This window comes from Roseovarius sp., assembly GCF_048262375.1.
Lineage (GTDB): Bacteria > Pseudomonadota > Alphaproteobacteria > Rhodobacterales > Rhodobacteraceae > Roseovarius.
Map to the genome: position 1 here is coordinate 19,620 of NZ_JBLXFE010000010.1, position 26,063 is coordinate 45,682.

Annotated in this window: 24 protein-coding genes; 7 read left to right on the plus strand and 17 right to left on the minus strand. The window is 59.3% G+C overall.

Annotated elements, in window-relative coordinates:
- Nucleotides 1–595: 595 nt before the first annotated feature.
- The 15 genes from ACN0SW_RS12265 to ACN0SW_RS12335 all read right to left on the minus strand — a co-directional run bounded on the left by ACN0SW_RS12265 (nucleotide 596) and on the right by ACN0SW_RS12335 (nucleotide 15,701).
- Nucleotides 596–1,543, minus strand: coding sequence for a DMT family transporter (locus ACN0SW_RS12265; protein WP_417728219.1), 948 nt, complete (start codon nucleotides 1,541–1,543; stop codon nucleotides 596–598).
- Between the two features lie 438 nt (nucleotides 1,544–1,981).
- Nucleotides 1,982–3,694, minus strand: a complete 1,713-nt coding sequence (locus ACN0SW_RS12270; protein WP_417728220.1) for a transducer-like protein, TlpC — start codon at nucleotides 3,692–3,694, stop codon at nucleotides 1,982–1,984.
- 5 nt (nucleotides 3,695–3,699) lie between these two features.
- Complete coding sequence (locus ACN0SW_RS12275; protein ID WP_417728221.1) at nucleotides 3,700–4,806, minus strand: protein-glutamate methylesterase/protein-glutamine glutaminase; 1,107 nt, start codon at nucleotides 4,804–4,806, stop codon at nucleotides 3,700–3,702.
- Between the two features lie 8 nt (nucleotides 4,807–4,814).
- Complete coding sequence (locus ACN0SW_RS12280; protein ID WP_417728222.1) at nucleotides 4,815–5,657, minus strand: CheR family methyltransferase; 843 nt, start codon at nucleotides 5,655–5,657, stop codon at nucleotides 4,815–4,817.
- Nucleotides 5,654–6,166, minus strand: a complete 513-nt coding sequence (locus ACN0SW_RS12285; protein WP_417728223.1) for a chemotaxis protein CheW — start codon at nucleotides 6,164–6,166, stop codon at nucleotides 5,654–5,656. Before ACN0SW_RS12285 ends, ACN0SW_RS12280 begins: the two co-directional genes overlap by 4 nt.
- Before the next feature lie 10 nt (nucleotides 6,167–6,176).
- Nucleotides 6,177–7,835 (minus strand): methyl-accepting chemotaxis protein, encoded by a 1,659-nt coding sequence (locus tag ACN0SW_RS12290; protein WP_417728224.1) that lies wholly within the window; start codon nucleotides 7,833–7,835, stop codon nucleotides 6,177–6,179.
- An 18-nt stretch (nucleotides 7,836–7,853) separates the two neighbouring features.
- Nucleotides 7,854–8,336, minus strand: a complete 483-nt coding sequence (locus ACN0SW_RS12295) for a chemotaxis protein CheW (RefSeq protein WP_417728225.1) — start codon at nucleotides 8,334–8,336, stop codon at nucleotides 7,854–7,856.
- Nucleotides 8,333–10,267, minus strand: a complete 1,935-nt coding sequence (locus ACN0SW_RS12300; protein ID WP_417728226.1) for a chemotaxis protein CheA — start codon at nucleotides 10,265–10,267, stop codon at nucleotides 8,333–8,335. The genes ACN0SW_RS12295 and ACN0SW_RS12300 overlap by 4 nt, the downstream gene beginning before the upstream one ends.
- Entirely contained in the window at nucleotides 10,264–10,626 is a 363-nt protein-coding gene (locus ACN0SW_RS12305) for a response regulator (protein ID WP_417728227.1), read from the minus strand. Before ACN0SW_RS12305 ends, ACN0SW_RS12300 begins: the two co-directional genes overlap by 4 nt.
- Nucleotides 10,623–10,946 carry an STAS domain-containing protein gene (locus ACN0SW_RS12310; RefSeq protein WP_417728228.1) on the minus strand — a complete coding sequence of 108 codons (324 nt, stop codon included), beginning with the start codon at nucleotides 10,944–10,946 and terminating at the stop codon, nucleotides 10,623–10,625. The genes ACN0SW_RS12305 and ACN0SW_RS12310 overlap by 4 nt, the downstream gene beginning before the upstream one ends.
- A gap of 379 nt (nucleotides 10,947–11,325) precedes the next feature.
- On the minus strand, nucleotides 11,326–12,822 hold the full coding sequence (locus tag ACN0SW_RS12315) for a pyridoxal phosphate-dependent decarboxylase family protein (RefSeq protein WP_417728229.1): 1,497 nt from the start codon (nucleotides 12,820–12,822) through the stop codon (nucleotides 11,326–11,328).
- A complete protein-coding gene (locus ACN0SW_RS12320; RefSeq protein ID WP_417728230.1) occupies nucleotides 12,819–13,652 on the minus strand; it encodes a class I SAM-dependent methyltransferase in 834 nt (277 codons plus the stop codon). The genes ACN0SW_RS12315 and ACN0SW_RS12320 overlap by 4 nt, the downstream gene beginning before the upstream one ends.
- Before the next feature lie 45 nt (nucleotides 13,653–13,697).
- Nucleotides 13,698–13,982 carry a nickel-binding protein gene (locus ACN0SW_RS12325; protein WP_417728231.1) on the minus strand — a complete coding sequence of 95 codons (285 nt, stop codon included), beginning with the start codon at nucleotides 13,980–13,982 and terminating at the stop codon, nucleotides 13,698–13,700.
- Between the two features lie 43 nt (nucleotides 13,983–14,025).
- The gene (locus ACN0SW_RS12330; protein WP_417728232.1) at nucleotides 14,026–14,616 is read right to left on the minus strand and encodes a hypothetical protein; all 591 of its coding nucleotides are present in this window, start codon (nucleotides 14,614–14,616) and stop codon (nucleotides 14,026–14,028) included.
- On the minus strand, nucleotides 14,616–15,701 hold the full coding sequence (locus tag ACN0SW_RS12335; protein WP_417728233.1) for a PLP-dependent cysteine synthase family protein: 1,086 nt from the start codon (nucleotides 15,699–15,701) through the stop codon (nucleotides 14,616–14,618). The genes ACN0SW_RS12330 and ACN0SW_RS12335 overlap by 1 nt, the downstream gene beginning before the upstream one ends.
- A 141-nt stretch (nucleotides 15,702–15,842) precedes the next feature.
- Between ACN0SW_RS12335 and ACN0SW_RS12340 the strand changes: the two genes are divergently transcribed.
- Nucleotides 15,843–17,396, plus strand: coding sequence for a winged helix-turn-helix domain-containing protein (locus ACN0SW_RS12340; protein ID WP_417728234.1), 1,554 nt, complete (start codon nucleotides 15,843–15,845; stop codon nucleotides 17,394–17,396).
- Here ACN0SW_RS12340 and tkt read toward each other — a convergent pair.
- On the minus strand, nucleotides 17,384–19,381 hold the full coding sequence (gene tkt / locus ACN0SW_RS12345) for a transketolase (RefSeq protein ID WP_417728235.1): 1,998 nt from the start codon (nucleotides 19,379–19,381) through the stop codon (nucleotides 17,384–17,386). The genes ACN0SW_RS12340 and tkt overlap by 13 nt on opposite strands.
- Before the next feature lie 153 nt (nucleotides 19,382–19,534).
- Between tkt and ACN0SW_RS12350 the strand changes: the two genes are divergently transcribed.
- From ACN0SW_RS12350 to ACN0SW_RS12375, 6 genes are read left to right on the plus strand one after another with little or no spacing between them, the layout of a single operon-like run.
- Nucleotides 19,535–20,389, plus strand: a complete 855-nt coding sequence (locus ACN0SW_RS12350) for a transketolase (RefSeq protein WP_417728236.1) — start codon at nucleotides 19,535–19,537, stop codon at nucleotides 20,387–20,389.
- Nucleotides 20,386–21,417, plus strand: coding sequence for a transketolase family protein (locus ACN0SW_RS12355; protein WP_417728237.1), 1,032 nt, complete (start codon nucleotides 20,386–20,388; stop codon nucleotides 21,415–21,417). Before ACN0SW_RS12350 ends, ACN0SW_RS12355 begins: the two co-directional genes overlap by 4 nt.
- A 34-nt stretch (nucleotides 21,418–21,451) precedes the next feature.
- Nucleotides 21,452–22,207, plus strand: coding sequence for an SDR family NAD(P)-dependent oxidoreductase (locus tag ACN0SW_RS12360; RefSeq protein ID WP_417728238.1), 756 nt, complete (start codon nucleotides 21,452–21,454; stop codon nucleotides 22,205–22,207).
- A gap of 60 nt (nucleotides 22,208–22,267) precedes the next feature.
- Nucleotides 22,268–23,227 (plus strand): TRAP transporter substrate-binding protein, encoded by a 960-nt coding sequence (locus ACN0SW_RS12365; protein ID WP_417728239.1) that lies wholly within the window; start codon nucleotides 22,268–22,270, stop codon nucleotides 23,225–23,227.
- A 29-nt stretch (nucleotides 23,228–23,256) separates the two neighbouring features.
- Nucleotides 23,257–23,793: a TRAP transporter small permease gene (locus ACN0SW_RS12370; protein ID WP_417728240.1), complete on the plus strand. Its 537-nt coding sequence runs from the start codon at nucleotides 23,257–23,259 to the stop codon at nucleotides 23,791–23,793.
- Between the two features lie 11 nt (nucleotides 23,794–23,804).
- Complete coding sequence (locus ACN0SW_RS12375) at nucleotides 23,805–25,061, plus strand: TRAP transporter large permease (protein ID WP_417728241.1); 1,257 nt, start codon at nucleotides 23,805–23,807, stop codon at nucleotides 25,059–25,061.
- 5 nt (nucleotides 25,062–25,066) lie between these two features.
- Here ACN0SW_RS12375 and ACN0SW_RS12380 read toward each other — a convergent pair whose 3' ends face one another.
- Entirely contained in the window at nucleotides 25,067–26,053 is a 987-nt protein-coding gene (locus ACN0SW_RS12380) for a LysR substrate-binding domain-containing protein (protein ID WP_417728242.1), read from the minus strand.
- Between the last annotated feature and the right edge of the window lie 10 nt (nucleotides 26,054–26,063).

The following is a 26,063-nucleotide window of genomic DNA, read 5'->3' on the forward strand; positions in this document are numbered from 1 at the left end:
TGGCCACATTGGTATCGAATTTTGGATATCCCTTCAGGGTAATCGTGTTGGCTTTCTCGCCTTTGCCAGACTTAGTAGCCGCAAAACAACCGCTCAATCGCATGCCGGAGACTGTTCCTTAAAAAATGTTGAATACAATGCCAAAGCTTATGCCCGCGAAACCATGCGCGGTATCTGGGTGGCGGCACTGAACTCATTGTTGAGGATCTGGCGCTGAACGAGGCAGGACTTCGCCGCAACATCCGGCACTGGATTGATGATCGGGGCATTCAAGGCCTGTTCATTGCAGGTAAGCAGGGTGAGTTATGGTCAATGACGCTGGAAGCGCGCAAGCGTAACACGGCCAATTCTGGTCTCGACTTCGACCGAGTATGACTGGGTTGGCAGGTGTATCTGTGCTCATCGCCACCCTACAATATAGAAATTGGCGCGCAAAACTTTTTCCAGCCAGAACTGTGCGGGAGGCGAGAGAGATAGTTTTGGGGAGTAGACAAAACTTGGGGGCATGCAGGGGCCCTGCGGTATGCGCCAGTTAACCTGCCATCGAGAACAACGGCCCGGACAAGAGCGCCTCGGTGAGCCCCCTTTGGTGACCTCAGATCGGTGGCGCGGCGCGTTCGGTGATCAACTGTCTCGCGGTGACTCTCTCGCGATGGATCATATAGAGGCCTGCGCCGATGATGATGGCGATGCCCGTGAGGGTCAGCACATTGGGAAAATCGCGGAACACCAGATAGCCCAGCAAGGTGGCCACGGGCAGTTCCAGATATTGCAGCGGTGCCAGCGTGGCCGAGGGGGCCAGCGACAATGCATAGGTCATCATCATATGGCTCAGCGTCGCGAAAAACCCGACACCCAGCAGCCAGAGCCATGCAATGCCTTGCGGCCAGACCGGATCAAGCAGTTCAGCCCCCGTGCCTTGGGCCAAGATCATCACAGGCAGGCACAGCAGGCTGGCGATAAGGCCGGTGTGAAATTGCAAGGTCACGGGATGAACCCGTCGCGATAGCCCACGTGTCACAAGAATATAGAAGGCAAAGCCTACCGCCGTGCCCAGTGGAAAGAGCGCCACCGCGCCAAAGGCCGCGAAACTGGGCTGGATCACGAAAAGAACACCGACAAAGCCCACCAGTGCCGCGCCCACGCGGCGCGGGCCGACATCCTCGCCCAAATAGAACTTGCCCACCAAGAGCACGATGAACGGGGCCACGAACACAATCGCCAGCGCATCGGCCAGCGGCATGACGCGGATTGCGGCGATGAAACAGAAGGTCGAAACAAAGAGCAGCCCTGAGCGAAACAGCAGCGCCAGCCATTGCTCCCGTGGCACCCGCAACGACAGCCCCATGATCCAGACAAACGGTGCCATGAGCGCGCATTGCACGATAAACCGTGCCGCGGTGATCTGTCCCACCGGCACGCTGGTCGATGCCAGTTTGGCGGCCACATCCAGAAGGGGGGCGGTCACGCAAAACCCCAGCATCAGGGCGACACCGGCAAGTATGCGGTCGGGGGGCGGGGGGGCGGAGGTAGTGCTTGTCATGGACCCCGCATAGGGTGTCCACCCTCACGCGTCTATCCCCTTTACGACGCGTGATCGCGCTCAAAGGGCCGTACCTCCGCATCGGCAGTTTGCAGTCGTTGGCATGCAATGGAGGGATCGTTGTTTGGGGATGCCGCAAGGCCGCAGCCGCTTCTGCATCAGCTTGTGGTGCCTCAGGGCAATGCTTGGATGTAGCACGGGGGTAAACCCCAATCCTAACGAGGTGCATTCCTGGAACTTATACAACCATTTTCAGGGTCATGGCGGGTATGATGCCTATGTTTGGCTGGTCATTGCTCTTGGTCCAGAGCCATTGCCACACTACAGGATTTCCGTGCGACACGCGGCCCCAGATTGACGTGTCAGGAATGCCTTGCTGCCACGTAAACAACGGGATCAAAGCAACACAAAAAAAGGCGATGTTCCCAAATGGACAGTTTAGAAAAAGATATCCGCCAATTCGGCCTCCGCATCTTGCGAGGCGATTTCCAGGGGAAAGGAATGCTCTGGCATACCCGAGAAAACGCGGTCGTGAATTCGACGTTCGGAGTCCATCGTGTAGATCGCGTAAAGCTGGTTCAGCCGGTCCTGTTCTGATGGCAGTATGTCATAGGCGGTGCGTCCTGCGTTGGCGGAGCTAATCAGCCCTCGGAACCCTGAAATGAAGTTTCCAAGTTCTGATTTGGCCGTTTCGAGAGAGGACAGTGAGGTTTGGCTCGCGCACAGGGCGGTACTGAGCGCGTGGCCCTTGATGGCACAGCCCTGTTTGGCCGCGTGGACCGCCTGATCTGTGACGTGAAGTCGGTCGGAAATATCCTGTGCGAATGCAACCGTGCGCAACATCTTTTCCGCAGCTTGCGAGATATCGGGCATGATCGTTGCAGCCAAGGCGCCTGTCGTCGAGGCAATCTGGTCGAAGATTTCGTTGGAAGTCTTGGTTAACGACAACACTTGGCGAGAAAGTTCCTGGAGAGCCCTGGCCTCGGGTCCCATGTTGCAACACACGATGAAGGTATTGAGTCCGAGCACCCGAATATGATGATCCAGTTGCCCCATCTCGGCGGCAATGGTTTGAATCTCTTCGATATGCTTCTGTGCCGTAAGGCCGATCCGATTGAGAGTGTCCAGATTTGAATTGGAGGACTGCAAGGCGGACGACAGTCTCTTCGCGCAGTTGATCATTGCAGAGACCCGTTTTCTCTGCGTGTCGTTCGGATCGAGATAGACCTGTTCGGCGGTCTTCAGAACTTGTTCAGATTTGGCGCGTATATCCGCAAGCCGATGTAGGACGGAGCCGACATCGCGCGCAATCTCGTCCCGGCTTCCTTCGGCCTGACAGATCGCGAGATAGGCCAGAGAGTCGCTGGCGTCTGGCCGCTCTTGAGCGACTGCGGCACTCCGAGAGGCGCGTGCGATGACGTCAGTATGCTCCAGACGCTGCCGGACGGAATCGCCTGTCTGAAGTTCGCCCACAATTGCCGAGACTTCGGCGAAGATATCACGCATTCCTTTCTCGATCACGGCGTTGCCAGAAGCCAACTCATGGCGGTCATTCTGAATTTCGCAAACCTGGGTTTCCAGACCGCCAAGGGCGGGAACGATCGTGTCTGCCATGTCCCGTGAGAGATTCAGGGAAATCAGATCAAGGTCCGTCATTTCAGCCTCGATGATGTCAATATGGGTTTGCAGCGATTTGAGCTGCTCTCCGGCAGAAGCTGCGATGCGCGCCAGTTCGATCGAGAATTCGTCGATCTTTGGTTCCTGAGTCGTCAGGGATTTCCCCAAGATGCGCGAAATGGGCGCAGAGGCAGACATGGTGCGGATCACCACGGACAGATGGCTGACGTTGCTCTGGATTTTGCAGATCCCCGCGTGAAAGGTCTCGGCCATCCGAACAAACGCCAGCACGTCCTCGTTGATCTCGGAACTGTTCTCGACGGATTGGAGGCATAGCGCACTAAGCGCTTGGGTTTCGTCCGGACCCAGAACCACACTGAGGCGGGACAGCACCTCGCGCAATTGCATCAAATCCTCAACGCTCATCCCGAGTTCCCGCCCGGTTTTCAGAAAGATTGTCTCGATGTTGCAGGTCGCCTTGTGGAGCGAGAGCAGATAGTCGTTGGACAGAAGGGTAAGCACTGGAAGATGCATTGGGCCTACCTCGTGCGAAGTTGGTGGCTGCTGGCAAAAGATGCAATAGCGCCAGGAACCTCGGAGAGGGCGACAACACGCGTTGCGGCCCCCATGCGGATCGCTTCGCGCGGCATGCCGAAAACCACGCAGCTTTCTTCAGTCTGGGCGAGGGTTGTGGCACCGGCATCGCGCATTTCACGCAAACAGCGTGCTCCATCATCGCCCATGCCTGTCAGGATGACCCCGAGGGCATTTGGTCCGGCCGTCTGGGCGGCAGTGCGAAACAGGATATCGACGGAGGGGCGATGGCGACAGATATAGGGCCCCTCCACGATCTTGACAGCGTAGCCGCGCCCGTGCCGCGCAAGCATCATGTGATAATTGCCGGGTGCAATCAGAACCTCGCCGGGGGCGCAGACATCCCCATCGGACGCCTCCTTGACGTTGACTTGGCACAAGCCGTTGAGGCGGCGCGCGAAGGCAGCAGTGAACCCGGCGGGCATGTGTTGCACGATAACGACGGGCGGGCATGTCACCGGCAGGTCGACAAGGATGGATCGGATTGCCTCTGTGCCCCCGGTTGATGCACCGATACAGACGATCGGTGACGTGTGGGCAAAGTTTTTGGGTCGTGCGGGCGGGATCAGGGCATCCGCCAAAAGCTTGGTGCCGGTCTCTCTGGGAGTGGTATCTTGGCGGGTCTTATTGACGCCCGTTTCTGCGGCGGCGTGGATCGCGTCACAGATGGCGATTGCGGATTCCTGAAAATCGGTGTCGGTTTTGGGCGCCGGTTTCGAGACAACCTCGACCGCGCCGCTGGCAAGGGCTGTCAATGCAAGGTCGGATCCGGCTGCGGCATGGCTGGAGCAGATCACCACGGGAATGGGCCGTTGGGCCATGATTTTGCGCAAAAAATCGAGCCCGGACATGCGCGGCAGTTCCATATCAAGCAGCATGACATCGGGCAGGCCCGATCGCATTTTTGAGACGGCGATGAATGCATCTGCCGCCGTGCCGAAGAGTTTCAGTGTCGGATCGGTTTCCACAATTCGCATGAGCATGGCGCGCGCTGAGGCGGAATCGTCCACAATCAAGACAGAAATCTGAGGTTTGCAGGCTATGTCCAGCATCGCGGGGTCTACTCTTTTTGAAACACAGCCGTGGTTAGCTGTTTGAGGTTAGGCTGCTTCACGGACATGGATTCCGAATGCCCGACCACCAGATAACCTTTGGGCGCAAGGTGGCGTGTGAGGCGTGTGATCACCTTGGTCTTATCCTCAGGGTCGAAGTAGATGAGGACATTGCGCAGAAAGATGATGTCCACGTCCTGATCTACGGGGTAGTTTTCGTCCATCAGGTTGAGATGCGTAAAGTGTGTCTTGGCTCTGAGGGAGGGCACAATTCGTGCCATGCCACGCATGTCCTCAGTCTGACCTTGCATGGCGTAGCGCGTGCGCAGCGGTGCGGGGACTGGCGCGAGGGCCTGGGCTGAATAGATCGCGCGTCTGGCTGCTTCGACCATGCGGGTGGAAATGTCGGTGCCAAGGATGGCGTATTGAAAGGCTGGCCCGCTACGCGAGGCTTCTTCGAGCAGCATGGCTGCCGTATAGGCCTCAGAGCCGTCCGAACAGGCCGCGCTCCAGAACTTGAGCGCGATGGCCTTGTTGTTCTGTTGTTTGCGGTGGATGATGTCGGGGAGCATGTTATTGATAAGACACTGGAAATGGGACGGTTCCCGGAAGAAATCGGTCTTGTTGGTAGTGATCAAGTCAATGACATTGCTGCGTTCCGCACCAAATCCACCGTCCTCGAAGAGGTGGCGTAAATACTCCTCGAGCGAGGTGAACCCGAGCGTGTGCACGCGGCGGCGCAGACGGCTCTCGATCATCATCTTTTTGCCGGAGAGGAGTTTGATCCCGGTCTCGCGGGAAATCACCTCTGCGAAGTGGTCATAGTAGGATTTGGCGAGGGACACGCTCATGATAGGGAAAACTCTTCTGGGGCTTCAATGGGGCGTTGGGTTGCGAATTCGGGCAGTTTTCGCCGAACGCCTTCTCCAAAGAGTTTCTCGAGATTGAGAATGCAGACAAAATCACCGTTGCGGCGGCCGATGCCGGTGAGCACACTTTCATCCCAAGTGGTGATGCCGGCTTCGGAGGGGGATTTGACCCCCCCCTCGTCCAGTTCCGTCACCTCGATCACCCGTTCGGTTTTTAGGCCGACGGTCGAGGTATGCCGACCGTTAAAAAGGCTCAGGATGAGAATACGCGTCTCGGATGTGTCCTTGGTTGGCCCTCGGGACAATAACTCCGAGAGGTCGGTGACGGCGATGCTCTCGCCTCTGACGTCAATCAGCCCCAAGAGTTCCGCCGGGCTGTTCGGCAGTGCTGCGATCGGTTGGGTGTCGAGGATCTGCTGGACCCGGTTCACGGGTACAGCAAAGAGTGAGCCACTTGACTGGAAGGTGACGACCTGAGTGTTCTCATTCATCGTTCAGGCCTCACGCCGCGTCGCGCGATGAAAAGCCATGGTCGAGTTCATCCTTCTCGGCGCCTAGATTAAAGGAGAAACCACCGGAGCTTCGCGCGGCTTTGCCCGAAGTGGGTTTCACCGCACGAACAGTTGCGCGGGCCGGGGCGGGCCGTTCCTGTATTGGAACAGCGGCCTTTTCAGACAGGACAAAGTAGGAAACTACACCCTGCAACTGCTCGGATTGGCTCGAGAGCTCTTCCGCTGTTGCCGAAAGTTCCTCGGCGGCCGAGGTGTTCTCTTGCGTCACCTTGTCGAGTTGCTGGATGGCCAGATTGATCTGAGCGGCACCAGAGGAGAGTTCCTGCGAGGCTGCGGAGATTTCACTGACGAGCGCCGATGTGCGTTCGATATCCGGCACAAGACCTTGCAGCATGGTGCCTGCGTTTTCTGCTGATCGGACAGTGGTGGCTGAGAGGCCAGAGATTTCCGTCGCCGCCGTTTGGCTGCGCTCAGCCAATTTGCGCACCTCTGCGGCAACCACCGCAAAGCCGCGCCCATGTTCCCCGGCGCGCGCGGCCTCGACTGCCGCGTTAAGGGCGAGCAAGTCGGTCTGGCGCGCAATCTCTTGCACGACCATGATCCGGTTGGCGATGTCCTGCATGGCGGTAACGGCCTCGGCAACGGCCTTGCCGCTCTCGCGGGCATCCTGCGCGGATTTGACGGCCATACGCTCGGTTTCGGCGGCGTTTTCGGCGCTCTGCTTGATATTGGCGGACATCTGTTCAACCGAGGAAGATGCCTCTTCGGTTGAAGTTGCCTGTTCGGTGGCACCTTGTGACAGCTCTTCCGACGTGGCGGCCATTTGCTGACTGCCGGACGAAACATTGCGGATGGCCGAAGTGACATCTCCCACGACCTCACGCAGTTTGAGAACCATTCCGTTGACCGATTGCAAGAGATCGCTGATCTCGTCATTGCCGCGCACTACTGCGGTTTCGGTCAGGTCGCCGGAGGCGACCTTGCCGGTGATGTCAATGGCGGATTTCAGGCCCTTGGAAATTGAGAATGTCACCCAAGCGGCGGCAGCGATACCGATGACTGCTGCGGCAGACATCAGCGCGACCAGAGTGGTGCGTGACGTCGTGAACCGCGCATTGGCATCCGCAAGCATTTTGGTCATGATGTCTTCATTGAGATTAACGATCTCATACAACTTATCGCTAATCGCATCCGCCGTTTGCTTCCCTTCGGACTGGAGATAGCGAAACGCCTCTAGTTGCTGGTTCATGTCCTTCATGGACATGGCCTTGGCGGTGACTGTCAAAAAATCTTGATCAAGACGGATATAATCCTTCAGCAGCGCCTGTCCTTCGGGTTCAGCAATGGACGAGAGACGATCTAAAGGCGCCTTTCTCTCTTCCATATCCTTTTCAATCTCTGCCTTGATCTCACGCTTGGTGACAGCATTCTCGGCAAGAATATAATTAAGTGTCTCGCGTTGGAGGCGGGTTTGTGCCGAAATCAGCTTTTCAGACATATGAACCTGTTCGCCTGCTACGTTCATGATGATGTCGAGGTCACGATTGAAGTCCCCCAAGTTCCGCAGTGCAAGAGTCAAGGCAAAAGCTGCCATGACCAAAACCAGCAGGAATGTTGCGGCCAGTTTCGTTTTGATTGTCAGTCTCATGATATGATTTCCCTGAATTTAGAGAGCGTTGGCTGTCGCGATATGTGCGGCAAAGATGTTGTTGAGATCGGGCAGTATTGTGATTCCTTCGGGCCCTTGAACGAGCCCCCGGACATAGTCGGCGGGCCAGATTGTGCCGGTGGGTGGCAATGGCTCGATGCGGTCACAGTCGATAGTGATCACTTCGCGCACCTCGTCAGCGGAAACGCCTACGATGATTTGTTCGTTCTCGATCGGTATTTGCAGAACCAGAATGCGCGTGTTTTCATCGACGGGGGGTGTTGGAATGCTGAAGATCACGCGTAAATCGGCGAGTGGCACAACCCCTCCCCGGACATTGATGACGCCTTGTGCAAAGGCACCGCCATGAGGAACGCGGGTCGCGGGGATGGGCGACAGAATTTCCAGAACCGCGCTGGTTTCGATGGCGAAAATCCGTTCACCAAGACGCAGCGCAACCACTGTGAGGATCTTACCTGATCCATTGAGTTCTTTTGTCATGCGGCTTTCTCGATCTTTCTGAGGTCGGTCCGGGCAAGCTCGACGAGATTGCCAACTTCGAGCACGAGGGCGACAGAGCCGTCCCCAAGGATGGTCGCGCCAGAGATGGATTTGACGCCCGCGTGCAGCCGCGACATCTGTTTGACAACCGTTTGGTTGGTTCCAAGGATACGGTCGACCACCAACCCAACCCGCATGCTCGAGGCGGAGACGACGATCACATTCTGAAGCGTGTTGCGTTCCTCGGCACAGTCCAGAAGCGTTCTGAGACGCAGGAACGGCACCAGAGAGTCGCGTATCTGCAGAAAGCTGGAGGTGCTGTCGGCACCCGTCTGACAGGCTGGCAATTCCACGATCTCTTGCACCGCGGCCATCGGGATGATGTAATGATCGCCACCGACCTCGACGAGCAGCCCGTCGATAATCGAAAGCGTGAGCGGCAGGCGCAGGGTAAAGGTGGTGCCGTGCCCCGGTTCCGAACTGATCACAATCCGGCCCCTAAGTCCCTCGACCGTGCGTTTGACGACGTCCATGCCAACGCCGCGCCCCGAGAGTTCCGTCACCGTGCTTGCGGTTGAAAAGCCCGGCTCGAGGATGAGCGAGAAAAGCTCGGCTTCAGAGGGGGTGGCGTCCGGCGCCAAGAGACCCTGTTCGATTGCGCGTGCACGCAGTTTGCTCCGATCAAGGCCGCGCCCGTTGTCCTTGACTGAGATGACCACCTCTGCGCCCAGATGTTGGGCGCAGAGTTCGATTGTGCCGCGATCCGGCTTACCTGCGGCGGCGCGGACCTCATCCGTCTCGAGGCCGTGATCAATCGCGTTGCGGATAATATGTACGAGCGGATCGCCCAGGCGTTCAATAACCGTCTTGTCGAGCTCGGTATCCGCGCCAGTGACGACAAAGTTGACGCTTTTACCCAAGCCTTCGGAGAGGTCATGCACGAGGCGGCGAAACCGGCCGATGATCGAGCTGATGGGCACCATGCGAATACTCATCGTGGTATCGCGCATTCGTGCGGCGAGGCGCTGAATATCTTCGGCGGCGGCCATCATGGATGGATCCTTGCTGTTGTTGGCCAAGGCGCAGAGGCGGGCCTCGGCGATGACCAGTTCGCCCACCTGATCCATAAGTTCGTCCAGACGTTCGGCAGGCACGCGCATGGTGGCACTTTGCGGGGCAGGTTGGGGGCCGGTGGCTTCGGTCGGTTGGAACTGGGATGCCGGGGCGTCTGGTGCGGGCGAGGCGAGGTTGACGAGGGCGAGATCCATGTTGCCCTCATGGAACATGAAGACGCCTCTGATATCGTCCTCGCTGGCGGTATCAGGCAGCTCCATCGACCAACTCAACAAACAGGCCTGTGCATCAATCCGGTCTAGGGGGCAAATGAGACTGGTGTCCGCCGCGAGGTTGAAGGCCCCAAGATCGCGCAACTCGTCCAATAGTGCCTCGGGACGCGCGCCAAGTTTCAGGGCATCCGAGGCGAGCCGGAAGGTCAGTCGCCAGCCTGTGTCAGAGGGTGTGTCGATAGATGTCTGACTTGGTGCTTGGCTTGATGTCTGGCCCGGGCTTACGGCCAGTTCGAGATCGTTGAGAATTGCCTGACGCGCGGGCGACATTGCGGCGTCACCGTTGAGATATCTCTTTATTTCGTCGACGGCGCGCAGGGCCACGCGGATCAGCGGCGCGCCGACCTTGATTTGCCCAGAGCGGACTTTCTCGAACGCGGTTTCGAACTTGTGGATAAAGGCCGCAAGCTCGGTGAACCCGAACATGGCGCCGGACCCCTTGATCGTGTGCAGGTCACGGAAGGCCGCGTTGATCAGATCTTGATTGTGGGGGCTCGCTTCAAGCTTCAGAAGGCCTTGCTCAAGGCTCTCAAGAAGTTCGCTGGCCTCTTCGAGAAAGACCGCAGAGATGTCATTTTCCATCATCCCAGAACCTTCTGAATGACGCTGAGAAGTTGCGCCTGTGAAAAGGGTTTGACCATCCAGCCGAGGGCGCCAACCGAGCGCGCTTCTTGTTTCAGGGCATCGGCCGAGTCGGTGGACAGAAAGATGACCGGAATGCCCTGACTGCTGGGATGGGCGCGAAAGGCGCGGATAAAGCCCAGACCATCAAGGTTCGGCATGTTCTGATCAGTCAGCACCGCGTCAATCTTGAGCGTCGTGGCCTTCTCAAGGGCGTCACGCCCATCAACAGCCTCAACCACGTTATAGCCCGCACCGCGTAGGGTCAGGCCAACCATTTGCCGGATGGACGGAGAGTCGTCGACAGCAAGAACCGTTTTCATGCCGCCACCTTCACAGTCTGACCGTCCGCGACCCCGACGAGTGCGCCATTCTCGATGACAACCTGTGGCAAGAGCGCAAGACGCTCGAGCGCGGTTTCAAGAACGCCGCCCGCAGGCAAATCGACGGCAAGCGCGCGGCCAAGGCCTTGGGCTGTGCGGAAGGCTGCAAGCAAAACCTGAATACTGGCGGCATCAATATTTGCGAGTGCCTTGGTGCAGAGTGTTAGATCTCCTGACGCAAGGGCGGTATTCAATTGCCTCGAAAGGTCTTCTGCCGTGGCAATCTTTAATTCCCCTGTCAGAGGCAGTTTCTTGGTCATTGGATTCGTGGTCCGTACTTTGGGACGTATCTAAGACGGGTCGTGTCGGTGATCGCGTCTGATCCGTCAGCTGCAACAGGTATCTTTTTGAACAACGGTCGCGGCCCACCATTGTTTAAGAACGCTTAAGATCAGTCTGGACACGCTAAAGATCATGGCTGAGTGGGAGGTGAGTATCCTTGGGAGATGTCATTTGTGGCAGGCAGCCCGTGGCCCGCGCCTGTCGGCGCGTTGCCATCCAGCACATTCAGCTGGGATAACCTCAGCGCAATGCCTCTATCGAGCGCGACAATTGCACGGTCCGGCGCGAGTGGTTGGACCAACACATCTTTGAGCGTATGGGCAGTATTACACCCGCATGAGAATGACCGCGTAAGGTCTACGACCGCACCCCGTTATAAATGGGGGAGTAGCCACGCCTCAATTCTTTCCCAATCCGAACGATCTCGCGTATCAAGAGGCCGAGATCCTCATCTCGGGTGCGGTGATTGCAGATCGCGACGCGCAGGCAATGTCGTCCACGAAGTGTGGTGTCGGAGATCACCGCCAGGCCGCTTTCCTGAACACGCAACATGATCTCGGTGTTGTGCTCGCGCAGGCCCGTCTCGTCCATATTGTCCGGTTTATGACGGAAACAGACAATCGTGGTTGCTGTTGGAGCCATCAGTTCCAGTTCGGGCTCGGAATTGATGAGGTCGGTCAAGAGTCGCGCTTGCGCGATGCTGCGGTCGAGTATGCGACCAAAGGTTTCAACACCGTGGTGGCGTAGCATCATCCAGACTTTTAGCGCCCGAAAACTACGCGTTGTTTCGGGACCATAGTCGTGCAGGAACTCTGCCGCCGCGAGACCACGCGTCGCTACCTGAAGGTATTCGGCGGTTTCGGCAAAGGTCGTACGGTGCAGCCGCCTGTCGCGGATCAGCGCGCAGCCGACGTCGAAAGGCGCGTGCAGCCCTTTGTGCAGATCAAGCGCGAGGGAATCTGCACGCTCAATTCCGGCGACCAGATGCCGGTTCTGGGGGGCGATCGAAAAGAGCGCGCCAATGCAACCGTCAACATGTAACCAGACGCCTTCGTTGCGGCAGAAATCAGCGATGGCACCGAGGGGGTCGATGGCCCCGGTGTTGGTGGTCCCCGCTGTGGCGATGACACAGGCAGGCGTGACACCCTGTGCCCGATCTTGAGCGATGGCAGAGCGCAAGGCGTCAAGGTCCATGCGGAACGCGTCATCGGTTGCCACGCGGCGCAGCGCTTTGCTGCCTAAACCCAGCAGGTTCATCGCTTTGGTATGGCAGTTGTGCACCTGATCTGAGGCATAAAACCGAAGTGGCATATCCATGTCGGCTATGCTGTGTTGGTGCAGATCCACGTTGGCTGCGGCGTTTCTCGCAGCTGTCAATCCGACAATATTGGCCATGGAACCACCGCTGACCAATGTCCCGCTCGCGCCGTCTGGAAACCCCATCATTTGCCTCAGCCAATCAGTGACCTGACAGTCAACAAGATTCGCCCCGGTATCGCCGCCACCGAGGTTTGAGCCGTCGATTGCGGCGAGAAAGTCGGCCAACGCACCGGTCACGCAGCCAGAACCCATGTACCAAGCCCAGAACCGGGGGTGGCTGTTTCCCATCGCATAGGGATAAACCGCGCTGGTAACATCGCCATAGATCGCCTCTAAGGGCGTCGGGGCCAAAGGGACTGGCCCGGTGAAATCCGCACGCATTGCGTCAGGCATCGGCTGCCAGACAGGTCTGTCGCGCAGGCCCTGAACGCGATCGAGCGCATCGTCCACCATTCGGTGCGCCAACCGGCGCATCTCATCCCAGTTCTCCGGGTCGAGCGTTTCTGCGGCATCAGCGGCATGAAGTTCTGTCATGTTGTTCTCTCTTTTCCGAATTCCGGTTTTTGCCCATAAAACACGTGACTGGGCATCGGGATGCAAACGTCATGGCCGATGAGGAAGGCGCGGGCGGTGCGGTCGAATTCTGCGCGGATGGCGCGCTGAACGGTCTCTGTTTGAGGGTCATGGATTAACGCAAAGCGCACGCTGAACCGATAGAAAAAGTTGAACAGCCCATCGGCTGGAACCTTCAGAATGTTTTGCACATCCCGCACCCCAAGCGTGTCGAACCCGGCCTCGCGTAGCATGGTTTCTGCAGCTTTCGGTGCGGTGAGGGCAAAGGCATCCGGGGCCTTTGGGGCAAGCGTCATGTCGGCATGTGCGGTGAGCGTGCCGAAAATCAGATTGAACGCAGGATTCCTGTCAGGTGGCAGCCAGACGCTGAAGGTATAGAACCCGCCAGGCACCAGCACGCGGATCGCCTCGCGCATGGCCCGGCCGGGATCCGTCACATGATTTAGGCCAAAGTTACAGACCACCGCATTGAAGGATGCGTCGTCGAAGGGCAGGTTTTCGGCATCGCCTACGTCAAAAGTTGCGGCGGGAAACCGCGTCTGCGCTGCCCGTACCATGCCGGGTGCAAAGTCGATGCCCTGTGCCTCGACGCCAAGCGCCGCTGCCGCCCCGGTGGCGTAACCCGGACCGCAACAGACATCGAGCAGCCGAAGTCCGGGCGCGAGTCGTGCTGCCGCCAGAAGGTCCGGGATCGACTGAATTGTCGCTCGCGCGGTCGCCGTGTCATAATCATCGGCGCGCGCATCCCACCCCTGCAATTCACCGGTCCTGAATGCGTCGTAGGTCATCATGCTTGCGCCTTTCTTACCTGTCGGGACGCATTGCGTTGCCGGGAATCAATCCGGGTCTGGCCGCACCACGACTGTGGCACCAATGGGTATGATGTCGTCCCCCGGCATGCCGACGCAACGTGCATGGTCGCGCAGAGCTGTTTCGTCTACCGCCTCATAAATACAACAGGTACCTAACCGCCCGTCATGCTCATTGAGCACATAAGAACGTATCCAGCGCACCTTGTCCGACATCTCTTCATTGCCGATGCGGGCCGAAATTTCAGCTGTCTTTTCGAGTTCGGCCTGATTTGCCCAGGCGCTGGGTCTACGGATCATATAAAGTTGCATCGTGATGCCTCCTGTTTGAAATCGGTTGGTTCGTGACGCGTTGTTACGGTGCCTTTTTGGCCTCGACCGGGACCATGACATGCCAGAGCGGCGTATCGCTCCACATGACATAGGGTCCGCCGGCGTAGGGATCGGTTGGCAGGCTCGCTACCATGTTCTTGTCCGGGAAAAGGATCATGAGATGCGGACCTTCCTGAACCCAAAGCCCGCCATCGTTGATATCTGTTGCCGCCGGATCCGCATTGTTGACCATGGCGTCACCGGCCAGCATGTAGGATATCCCAAGAACGTCCGTCGAAAATGGCTCGTCAGAGGATACTGCCTTTATCCATTTCATCCATACGGCGTCATTGCACAGCGGATGGGTGTCGCCCGGCTTCAGCGGGACACCGGGAAAGCATACCCAGCCATTTGTGCCCTGCTGCAGAAGGGTGCCATCGAGATCCAGAAACGTTGCCTGTTCGGTGATATCTGACGGTGCTGCCGTTTTGGCTCTGGTTATCTTTTCCGCATTGGTTTCCGCATTGGCCCCGAATGCCATCAGCGCAAAAAATGATGTTGTGACCACAGATCTGATGGCCGTATCTCTTGATCCAGGCATTGTATTCGCTCCTTTTTCAGACAGGATGAACATCACTCCGCCGCGAGCCGGTATCCGGGCGTTGAATTGGACAGTGCATGCTCCTCGTCGTCCATGTCCTCGGGAATGTCTTCGAACAGCGGCGTGGACAGGTAGCGTTCGCCGGTGTCTGGCAGCATGGCGAGGATCACCGCCCCCTTGGGTGCGTGTTCGGCGATCTGCATGGCGACGGCAAAGCTCGCCCCGCCTGAGACGCCGGTGAGGATGCCCTCGCGTGCCGCAAGTTTCCTCGCCCAGGCCATACCGTCGGCACCAGTGACTGGGATCAAGTCGTCATATCCGCCGGTGTCCAGCGTTTCCTGGAGGACCAGCGGAATGAAATCCGGCGTCCAACCTTGAATGGGGTGCGGTTCGAATGCGGGGTGGCTTGCGCTTGGCTCGCCGTGTTTGCCGCGCTCCTGAGCGACTCCGCTGGTGATCAGCGCGGCATTTGCCGGTTCGCTTAGGATGATCTTGGTCTCGGGGCGTTCCTTGCGCAGAACCCGCGCAAGCCCCGTGACGGTGCCGCCAGTCCCGTATCCGGTCACCAGATAGTCCAGCCTGTCGCCGGCAAAATCATTGATGATCTCACGGGCAGTGGTGGATTCGTGGATGTTGGCATTTGCAGAGGTCTCAAACTGCCGGGCGAGGAACCATCCGTTCTTTTCAGCCAGTTCCATGGCCTTCATATACATCCCCATCCCCTTGGCGGCGCGCGGTGTCAGCACAACCTTGGCCCCGAGCATCCGCATCAACCGTCGCCGTTCGACGGAAAAGCTGTCAGCCATTGTGACGACCAATGGATAACCTTTCTGCGCACACACCATTGCAAGCCCGATACCGGTGTTGCCGCTGGTGGCCTCGACGACTGTCTGGCCGGGTTTGAGTGTGCCCGCGCGCTCGGCGGCTTCTATGATGTTCAAGGCCAGCCGGTCCTTGACGGACGCCGCAGGGTTGAAGAATTCGGCCTTGACGTAGAGCCGCACGCCCTCTGGCGCGAGGTTGTTGATACGGACAACAGGTGTGTCGCCCACCGTGTCAAGGATCGAGTCGAACAGGCGTCCACGCCCTTTGGTGGTCCGAATTGTTCCAGCAGTCATGAAATTTCTCCTTCAATTTTGATATCGGCACGACGGTGACGCCTTTGAATTCAATCAGTGTGCACCTGCCCGCAGATGTTTGCTTGAAGCAATTCTGAAGATTTCCTGCAGAAATCGAGAAAATTGCGGTATGCTGAAAACATGTCTTGGAAAATTGGTGAGTATCGACTGAATCCAGAGCGGTTCGAACTCGTCCACAGGGGCGCGTCTGTGCATGTCGAGCCACAGGTTCTCTCGTTGATCATCCACCTTGTACGTCATCGGTCTCGTATGGTTAGCAAGGAAGAACTCGCCGAGGCCATTTGGCCTGATCGTGCGGTGTCGGACGCCAGCATTTCCAGCCGGATCCGTTCCGCGCGACAGGCGCTGGGTGATACTGGAAAAAGGCAATCGGTTATTCGAACGGTCCACGGAAAGGGGTTTCGACTTGTGGCCGAGGTCGTCGATGCTCTGGCGGTTAAGTTAGAATACGCCGATCATCCGGCTGCCTCTGAAAATGCGGACCTGTCGCGTCCCTCCGTTGCCGTTCTGCCCTTCCGGCCTCTCGGTACGGAGCCTGACCTTGCAATCCTTGCTGCGGCTATCCCCCACGAGATCATTCAGGCGTTGTCCCGTCTGCGCTGGCTGGCGGTGATTGCGCGGGGATCATCCTTTCGTTTCCGAGAGTGCGCGGGGAATGACCTTAATCTGATCGGAACCGCGCTTGGGGCGGGCTATGTGCTGTCGGGGGTGATCGAGTGTCTGGCACGCACAGTTGTTGTGGTCATTGAGCTTGCCGATACCAACCGGAGCGAGGTGATCTGGGGCGACCGCCTGACGGCCCCACTGGACGGGATAGAGGATCTGCGCCAGAGGATCGTCGCGCAGGTCGTCACTGCGCTTGATCTCCATGTGCCTCAGAACGAAGTACGTCTTGCGGGTTTGGGCGGCTTTGACCAGCTTGATGCTTGGAAGACATTCCACCTTGGTTTGAACCAGCTTTATCGCTTCACACCTGAAGCAAATCAAGTCGCCAAGTTTCATTTTGAGAATGCGATCACGCTCGATCCGCGATTTGCGCGTGCACATGCGGGGCTATCGTTCACCCGCTTTATTGACGCATTTCTTCATCTCGGGCCAGATGATCATGAAGCTGCGGCGGCAGCCCGTCGTCATGCCGAGCGTGGTCTGGAATTGGACACGCTCGACCCCTTTACGCATTACACGATGGGGCGATCATACTGGCTTACAGCCGAACCCGAAATTGCCGATGGCTGGTTTGAACGCGCGATTGAACTCAACCCAAATTATGCGCAAGGCTTTTATGCAAGCGCCTTTACGGCACTGATTAATGGGGACATCGCCAAGGTCGACGCAGGGCTCGACGCGGCACTCCAACTGAGCCCGCTGGATCCGTTGCTCTATGGTATGCATGGCGTGCGTGCACAGGCGTTGATCCAGACCGGAGACATTCGAGGTGCCGCGCGCTGGGCTGACCGTGCTGCCTCTACGCCGGGCGCACACTATCTCATTGCCATGATCGCGGCGGTGGCAAATGGATTGGCTGGCCGCAATCAACAGGCCAGCCGGTGGCAACAGGATGCCCGGCGCCGCAAGCCCGATGCATCGAGTGCCCAGTATTTTGCTGCGTTCCCAATTCGCAACGGCCCGGTGCGCCGTCTGATTGCAGATGAGCTGGAACGTCAGGGGTTCTGATTTTTGACAGCCCGCTGGGCATCCAGAGAGACAATTTGCATTCCGTCGGCCACAATACGCGCCACGGTAATTCGGAAATGTTCATAGAGGGCTTCGGATTTGTCGGATGCGCCGAAACCGGACATGCCGATGAAGCGGTCCTCCGGGCGCAGCCACCTTTCCCAGCCAAACTCCATCGCGGCCTCGATTCCGAGGCGCGGGGCGGTTCCCAGAACCATATCCCGGTAGGCTTTGTCTTGTGCGCTGAACAGCTCCCAACAGGGCATGGACACCACGGCGGCGTTGATGCCGCGCGCGCTAAGGGCTGCCTGTGCCTCGATCGCAAGCCCGACCTCGGTGCCGGTTGCCAGAAGGGTCAGATCACGCACGCCTGGGGCCTCACGCACAACATAGGCACCGCGCGCGCTCAGGTTCTCGTCGGTCTTTGTCCGTATCTGTCGGGCGGGTTGTCTGGACAGCGCCAAGAGGCTGGGACCGTCAGTAGTGCGCATAGCGATATCCCACGCCTCGGCAGTTTCCACCGCATCCGCGGGGCGAAAGACGCGCATATTTGGCATGGCCCGGAAGCTGGCCAGCACCTCGACCGGCTGGTGCGTCGGCCCGTTGCTCCCTACGCCGATGCCGTCATGGCTGAACACGAAAAGTGCGGGCAGGCCCATCAGTGCGGCCATGCGCATCGCGGGGCGCTCATAATCGGCAAAGGCGAGATAGGTCACGTTGACCGGACGCAGACCGCCATGCGCGGCGATCCCGTCGCACATCGCGCCCATGAGATGCTCGCGCACGCCGCAATGCACATAGCTGCCGGCATGGTTTCCGGTATCAAAGGCCACGCGTCCGCGTTTGTGATTGGTAGGGGCCTCCAGATCGGCGCACAGCACGGTGAGTTCGGGCAGGGGAGCGCTCAACGCATCGCAGACATCTCCTGACGTGGCGATGGTCGGGCGCGGCGCGATATTGGTGGCCTGCTCATGTGTAATCCGACGCAGGATCTGGTCCCAGTCTTGCGGTAGCGTGCCACTGATCCAGCGATGGAACTCCTCGACTTCGGGATGCTGCGCCAATCTGGTCGTCCAATCTGCACACGCCTGCGCACCGCGTGTCATGGCCGTTGCCCAACCGGCGCGGATAGTGTCGGGGATGACGAAGGGCGCGTGACCCCAGCCAAGCATCGCGCGCGCGTCGGTGGCGTCCGCAGGGGTTAAGGGCGCACTATGGCCGCCGCGCTGGCCCTGAAGCCGGGGAATGCCGCGCGCAATGATGGTCCGGCAGGCGATGAGGGACGGGCGGGGATCGGCCTTGGCCGCGTCCATCGCCGCCGAGATGGCCTCAATGTCATGGCCATCGACTTCGCTCACATGCCAGTTCGCGGCGCGAAAACGGGCGGGCACGTCTTCGGAAATTGACAGCGCGGTGTCGCCATCGTCGGTGATGTGGTTGTCGTCCCACAGAAACGTCAGCTTGCCGAGGCGCAGATGCCCGGCGAGCGAAATCGCCTCTTGGCCGATACCCTCCTGCAAACAGCCATCGCCGACAAAGGCCCATGTGCGGTGGTCCACCAGACTCGTGCCAAAGTGCCCGGCCAGCCGCGCTTCGGCCACAGCCATGCCGACGGCGCAGGCAATGCCCTGCCCCAAAAGGCCTGTGGTGATTTCAATGCCTGCCGCTTGCTCGATCTCAGGATGGCCCGCGCAAACCGATCCCAAGCGACGAAAGGATTTGAGCGCATCGGTGGTGATATGCGCGTAGCCCGCTAGGTGCAGTAGCGCATAGAGCAGCATTGAGCCATGCCCGTTGGACAGGATCACGCGGTCGCGGTCGGGCCAGAGGGGCGCGCTCGGGTCAACCTTGAGGTGGCGTGCATAGAGCGTGGCGGCAATCTCCGCCATGCCGAGCGGCACGCCCTGATGCCCCTCGCCAGCGTTCAGAATAGCATCAAGCGCGGTAAAGCGGATGGCATGCGCCATGGATTGGATATCGGTCATGTGATCGCCCAATTGTCAGAGTCAGGCCCGTCCTACCCGATGTTCGGTCCGAAAGTTGTTTAGTTTTACTAACGAGGTTTTGCATATTTCGCACAATCTATCGCCACCCATCGGTGTTAGCGTTCTGTGAGGTCAACAGACCGGGAGGATTAGATGACTATTGAAACCCGACCCAATGCGCTCTCCAACACCTCGTTGGAAATGCGGGCGTGGAACATCCGCCGCAAGGCGCTGCGCATGGGCGAAGTGCAGGGGCAGGGCTATATCGGGCAGGCGTTCGGCGTCGCCGATGTGCTGGCCACCTCGTATTTTCATGCGCTGGAGTACCGCCCCGAAGATCCCGAATGGGAGGGGCGTGATCGGTTTCTTCTGTCCATTGGCCACTACGCTATCGCGCTCTATGCCGCGCTGATGGAGGCGGGTATCCTGCCCGAGGACGAGATCGACACTTACGGCATGGACGACAGCCGAATGCCAATGTCGGGCATGGCCTCTTACACGCCGGGCATGGAGATCACAGGCGGTTCGCTGGGGCAAGGGCTTGGAATTGCCGTGGGCATGGCGCTGGGCCTCAAGCGCAAGAACAATCCGGCCTTTGTCTATAACCTCATGTCGGATGGTGAATTGGGCGAAGGATCGACTTGGGAGGCGGTGATGTCGGCCACGCAGTGGCGGCTCGGCAATTTGATCTGCATCGTTGATTTCAACAATCAGCAGGCGGACGGGCCCAGCCGTGACGCCCTTGCTGTAGGGGCCGAGGCCCCGAAATGGCAGGCGTTTGGCTGGCACGCGCAAGAGGTGGACGGCAACGATCTGGGCGCGCTGGTCGCGGCCTTTGATGCCGCCCGCAGCCTGAGCGACACCAGGCCCCGCGTCATCATCTGTCACACCAAGATGTGCAAAGGCGTCGATTTTCTAGAGGCGCGCGAGAGCAATCACTTTATCCGCGTCGAGGCGGATGAATGGGCCAAGGCGCTGGCCGTGCTGGAAGAAGGAAAGCCACAATGACCCTCGCCTCCATGGCCCGCAAATACGAGCCGCGCCAAGTGCCGGAAACCAAGATCGCAACCACGGCAATGATCGCCTCATTGGCGGCTGAGGGTTATGACACCGTCAGTGCCCCCTTTGGTCATGCGCTGGTCGAACAGGCCAAGAAAGATCCGCGTATCGTCGGGCTGTCGGCGGATCTGTCAAAATACACCGATCTGCATATTTTCGCCAGCGCGATGCCGGACCGGTTCTATCAGATGGGCATGGCCGAGCAGTTGTTGTTCTCTGCCGCCGCTGGTCTGGCGCGCGAGGGGTTCATTCCCTTTGCCACCACCTATGCCGTGTTCGCCAGCCGCCGCGCCTATGATTTCATCGCCATGGCGATTGCCGAGGAAAACCTGCCGGTCAAGATAGTCTGCGCCTTGCCGGGCCTGACCACCGGCTATGGCCCCAGCCATCAGGCGACCGAGGATCTGGCGATCTTTCGCGGGCTGCCTAATATGGTGATCATTGACCCCTGCGATGCGGATGATGTGGCGGGTATGGTGCCTGCGATGATCGCCCATGACGGGCCGGTCTATGCACGGCTCTTGCGGGGCAAGGTGCCGACGGTGCTGACGCGGCACAAGCCGGATTACAAGTTTCAACTGGGCCGCGCGCAAATGATCCGCGAGGGGCGCGACGTTCTCGTGATCTCGTCTGGGATCATGACGATGCGTGCCCTTGATGCTGCCGAAAAACTGGCTGCCGACAAGGTGGATGTGGCGGTGCTGCATGTGCCGACGATCAAGCCTCTTGATATGGCGACGATCCGCACCGAGGCCGCCAAGAGTGGCCGCCTTGTCGTGACCGCTGAGAACCACACCGTGAATGGCGGGCTGGGCGAGGCGGTGGCGGGCTGCTTGATGACCGCCGGGATAGCGCCGCAGTTCCGGATGATCGGCCTGCCCGATGAATTCCTTGAGGCAGGGGCGCTGCCCACGTTGCACGACATCTACGGCCTGTCGGTGGACAAGGTCGCGGAACAGATCAAAGCCTGGCTCTGAGCCAGATCAACAGACAATCGGAGGAGGATGGGCAATGGGCCTGTTAGACGGAAAAATCGCGATCGTGACCGGGGCCGCCAGCCCGCGCGGACTGGGCAAGGCGACGGCGCAGCTCTTTGCCGAGCAGGGCGCGACGGTGGTGATCACCGATCTCGATCTGGCGCAGGCCGAGGCGGCAGCGGCGGACTTGCCGGGCAAGGGGCATCTCGGGCTGGTGGGAAATGTCGTGGACAAGGCAGCCTGCCTGACTGTTGCCAAGGCGGTGATGGACACCTTCGGGCGCATCGACATTCTGGTCAATAATGCGGGCATCACCCAACCGCTCAAGCTGATGGATATCGGCCCGGACAATTATGATGCCGTCACCGACGTGAACCTGCGCGGCACGCTCTATATGTCTCAGGCCGTCATTCCGGCGATGCGGGCCCAGAAATCGGGCAGCATCGTCAATATGTCCTCAGTCTCCGCGCAGCGCGGTGGCGGGATTTTTGGCGGGCCGCATTATTCAGCGGCCAAGGCCGGTGTTTTGGGCCTGACCAAGGCGATGGCGCGCGAACTGGCCCCCGACAATGTGCGCTCCAATGCGATCTGCCCCGGTTTTATCGCCACCGACATCACCGCGGGAAAACTCACCGACGAAATGCGCGCGCAGGTGCTCTCGGGCATTCCGATGGGACGCGCTGGCACGGCCGGGGATGTGGCGGGCTGCGCCCTCTTTCTCGCCTCTGATCTCGCGGCCTACTGCACCGGCACCGAGGTCGATGTGAACGGCGGATCGCTCATTCACTGAACCTACCCCGTTGAGGAGCGGGACAAAATCTATCAGTCTTCAAAAAGGGAGGAAACCACCATGAAGACCAATCTTCTGGCCGTTCTGGCCACGACCACCGCGCTTGCGGGCACCACGGCCAGCGCCGAGGTGATCTTTGCCCATGGCGCGAATCCGGGCAATCCGCGCTACGCGGCGGCGGAAAAATGGGCCGAACTCTATGCCGCCTGCACCGGCGACACGGTCAATCACGCGCCCTCGGCGACGATGGGCAATGACGTGGAGATGCTAACCTCGGCCAGCGCGGGGATCATTCAGGTGTCGGCCAACAGCCAAGGCGCAATGAGCCAGATCGTGCCGGAAATCGGTCTCTTGGGCCTGCCGTTCCTGTTCAAGGACCTGCCGACCGCATGGGCCGTGATGGATGGCGATGTGGGAGACATGCTGGACACCCGCGCGCAGGACGCCGGGCTGAAAATTCTTGGCTTCTGGGACAATGGCATTCGCAACGTGACGCATATGTCCAAGAATGTTTCGGAGCCTGCAGACCTGAGCGGCATGAAGATCCGCACGCCTCCAGATCAGATGACGGTGGATATTTTCGAGGCGCTTGGCGCCGCCCCTGCTCCGCTGGCATGGTCAGAGTTGCCTACGGCGTTGCAATCGGGCGTGTTCGACGGGCAGGAAAACCCGCTGACCAATATCTATAGCGCCAAGTTGCACGAGATCACGCCTTTCGTGACCATGACTGGCCATAAATACGAATCGACCCCGGTGGTTGCGGGGCTGGCGTGGTGGTCTGGGCTGGACGCGGCCACGCAGGCCTGTGCGCTGAGTGCGACCGCAGAGGCGGGCGCGCTGCAACGTCAACTGTCACTAGAGGGCGACGAGACGCTGAAACCCAAGATGGAGGCTGAAGGCGCCACCTTTGCCGATGCGGACCGCGCCGCCTATATCGCCGCCACCGCATCGGTCTATGATAAATACGCGGCCGATTTCCCGGACTTGGTGGCCGCGCTCAAGTCGGCGGTCGGTCAGTAATGTCGGGCGCGGGCGATCCCACCCCGCGCATGGAGGACAGAGCGCACGCTCTGTCCCGATCCCTGCGGGTCCCGGTCACGGTGCTGGAATGGAGCGGCAAACTGATTGCCGCGGTCACGCTGGTGTCCATGTTTGGGGCCCTTTTTGTCAACGTGGTGCTGCGGTATGCGGTCGGGTCCGGCATCCCTTGGGCCTATGAGATTCACGCCGTTCTGCTGCCTTGGCTGGTTGCGGGCGGCATCGTGATCGCTGCTGCGCGAGGGCAAAACATCTCGATCAGCCTGCTTCCCGATATGACTGGGCCTCAGGCACGGCGGATCATTCTGGTGATGGTAAATCTCATAATTCTGGTGATCGCCGTCAGCGTGCTCTGGTCTAGCCAGCCGATTCTCAGGGCGTCACAGTTTCAACGCCTCTCGACTCTGGGGATCAAACAGGTCTGGGGCTATTCCAGCCTGGTCTATGCCTTTGCCGCGATGGCGGTGATTGCTGCGCTCGATGTGGCGCAGGGGCTGATCGGCCCCGCCCCAGAGGCCCAAGACCCCACGAAATCAAGCCTGAGCTGAGGAGCGCGAATATGTCCGCGACCATGATCTGGATTTTCTTTGCCTGTCTCGCGCTGTCGGTACCGGTGGCACATGCCATGCTGGGAGGGGTCGCAGCTGCGCTCTGGCTCGACGGCAAGCCGATGGCGGTGATCGCGCAGCGGCTCTATTCACCGACGCAGAGCTTTCCGATGCTGGCTATTCCCTTCTTCATCCTTGCGGGCAATCTGATGATGTCGGGGCGCTTTGGCGTCTACCTGGTCAACATCGCCCGTCTGGTGGTGGGGCATATGAAGGGCGGTCTGGGGCAGGTGTCGATCATCGGCTCGGTGATGTTCGGCGGCGTGTCGGGTTCTGCAGTGGCCGATGCCTCGGCGCTGGGCAATGCGCTCATCCCGGTGCAACAGCAAGAGGGCTATCCCGGTGGCTTTGCGGCGGCGATCAACTCGGCCTCCTCCACCGTGTCTGTCTTGATCCCGCCGTCCATCCCGCTCATTCTCTATGGGTTGGTGTCCAACACTTCGATTGTTGATCTCTTTATCGCGGGTATCTTGCCCGGTGTTCTGCTGGGCGTGGGCATGTTTGCCGCCGTCTGGTGGGTGGCGCGTCGCCGCGATCTGCCGCGCTCGCCGCTTGCCGGGGGCTTTGCCGCCTTCAAGGGGCAAATCATCGCCGCCATTCCCGCACTTCTGATGCCGGTTTTTGTGATCGGCACGCTGCGCTTTGGCGTGGCAACCCCGACTGAAGTCAGCGTAATGGCGGTGGCCTATGCACTGATTGTCAGCGGCGGTATTTACCGCGACATCACGATCCCCTCGCTCTGGGCCGCGCTTGTCGAGACCGCGATGATGACCGGGGCGGTCATGTTCATCATCATGGCGTCTTCAACCATCCAATGGGTGCTGACCGCCGAGCGCGTGCCGCAGGATCTGGCGCTTTGGGTCGCCGAAACGATCCGAGAGCCGTGGATGGTCATACTGGCGCTCAATGTCGTGATGCTGGTGATCGGGGCGTTTCTCGACCTGCCGGCGGCGGTTCTGCTGCTGGGGCCGCTCTTTGTGACCATTGGGCAGGCGATTGGCCTTGATCCGGTGCAACTGGGGCTGATGATGGTGGTGAACCTTTCGATCGGGCTTTATACGCCGCCCGTCGGAACGACGCTTTTCATCTCGGCGGCGATTGCACGGGTAGGGCTGTTCGAGGTGGTGCGTGAGTTGCTGCCGTTCTACCTGGTGGCCTTGGCGGTCTTGATGGCGATTTCCTATATCCCGGCACTCACGATCTATTGACGGGTCTACAGCGACCAGGGTGTCACTTCCTTCATTTCCGACACTTCGCCAGGACGGAACTGACACCCTGCATCCTCCAGCACATCGCGGGTGCGCGCCTCGGTCTGCCGCGCCTCTTGCATCACCCAGTCGGAGAACCGCTTGACGATCCGCCGGTTGAGATGCCGGGGCGGGCAGACGATCCAATAGGCATCAAACGAGATCACCGGAAAGGTGGGAGCGAGCGGCACCAACTCGCCCCGCTCCAATTCCCCGAGACAGAGCACGGCGCTGTCAAGCGCGACACCGCCCCCCTGTTTGGCCATTTCCACCGACATCGACGAGCGGTCAAACCGGAAGGGATAGGACAGATCCGGCAGGTCGATCCGGTTCGCCGCAAGCCAGATATCCCAACGATAGATCGTCTTGACGCTGTCGATCAGCCGCGCATGGCGCAATTGCTCTGCCGGATCGGGGCTGATGGCGGTCAGCTTTTTTAGATAATCCGGGCTGCACATTGGCAGCGCCATGTCATTGAGGATCGGCTCTACTGTAAGACCAGCCCAGCCCCCCAATCCATAACGGAGGTCGAGATCGACCGCCTCTGTCTCAAAGGCAGTGAAATCAGGCGTCGCATCAATACGAATGTTCCAGTCTGGATTATCCGCCGCAAAGGTGGCAATGCGCGGCCCCAGCCAGCGCACGCCGAAACTGGGGCTGACGCGGATCGTCAGACTGCGCATGTCACGCTGACGGCCTATCGCGCTGCGGGCATTGCGCAACGCGCCAAATGCCTGCGTCGTGGTCTGAAACAGGCGGTCGCCATCAAGAGTAAGAATAAGACGCCGCTTTTCGCGCCGAAAGAGTTTGACCCCGAATTGCGCCTCCAGCGCGCTCAACTGCTGGCTCACGGCGGATGGCGATACCCCTAATTCCTGCGCAGCCTTGGTCACGGTGCCCAGCCGGGCCACCGCCTCGAAATACTCTGTCGCTTTGAGATTGATATCGCGCATGGACCAAGAG